The 1,022-nt window shown below is 53.7% G+C and carries 1 protein-coding gene; it reads right to left on the reverse strand.

Annotated elements, in window-relative coordinates:
* Window positions 1–11: 11 nt before the first annotated feature.
* Window positions 12–989, reverse strand: a complete 978-nt coding sequence (locus ACHEXK_RS11140; RefSeq protein ID WP_416546174.1) for a DUF1566 domain-containing protein — start codon at window positions 987–989, stop codon at window positions 12–14.
* Window positions 990–1,022: the final 33 nt, after the last annotated feature.

Consider the following 1,022-nt stretch of genomic DNA (forward strand, 5'->3'; position numbering starts at 1 on the left):
TCAAACGGCAATCAGTTCAGGTTGCGCACCAAGCGAACCAGGGCTTTGACGCGACTGACATTGGTCGTATTCACTCCGCCCAAATCCTGGCCCAGTCGGAAATCCACCACCCAGAGGACTGGTTCCGTCGGATCGCTTGGGCTTGAAGGGGCGCTTGTGCTGGTCCAGTATTCCATGGTTGAGTACGGACTGGCAGACCAATTGTTCAGTGTCGCCTGTTCTACAGCAAAAAAGGGCGCGACCAGCAAAGAATCGTTGGCATTGCTCAGGTTGAGCATTTTTTGGAGTTCCTGCTTCGTGGGAAGACGCCAGCCAGAAAAGCCACCGTACCTTTGGCTCGATAACCGCGTGGCCAAATCTTGGGCTTCAGTGAATTCGAGGGCTTCAGGCACGCCTTCGCAGACCTCAGCCGCACTGTTGTAGGTGGTGCCGTGGGTACACAGCTGCCACATCAAGTCGCCTTGCAGCACCGTATTGCTCAACACTGGATTGCGGACGAAACTTGATGGGCTGAACTTGGAGCGGTCAAGCACTCTCAAGCTCGAAAATGGGGCGCCGGTCAAGGGTTCGCCATCTCTGACTTGGCCAAAGTTGCTGGGCGAGAAACTGACCAACCATGGAAGCGTCTCAATGGTTGTTTCACTGCCCATCAAAACTTCACGCGTACGAGATTCATGGCTTTGAATTTCTTGATTCAAGAAAAGAGGAAAGTTTTCCGAAATCACATCTTTTCCGGCATCGGTCAAAGTCAGCAACTCCTGCGCGGTCGGAGAAGCGCCTGGACTGAGTTGATTGACGGCGGGCTGCGCAGCCCAAACCAGGCCAGTCCCATTGTCTCTGACCGCAGCAACACCACCCTGCGTGATCCTCTCGAAACGCATGGCGGGACCTTCACCCCCTCCCCCGCCACCACCGCATGCAGAAACAAGGGCCAGCAAAACAAGACCCACAGTCTTGAAAATCAAATGGTTGAATTGAGGAGAAAGCATTGTTACCGTCACAAAACAGAAGTTATTGAAGGA

Origin of the sequence: Limnohabitans sp. DCL3 (genome assembly GCF_048019295.1) — a bacterium.
Lineage (GTDB): Bacteria > Pseudomonadota > Gammaproteobacteria > Burkholderiales > Burkholderiaceae_C > Limnohabitans_A.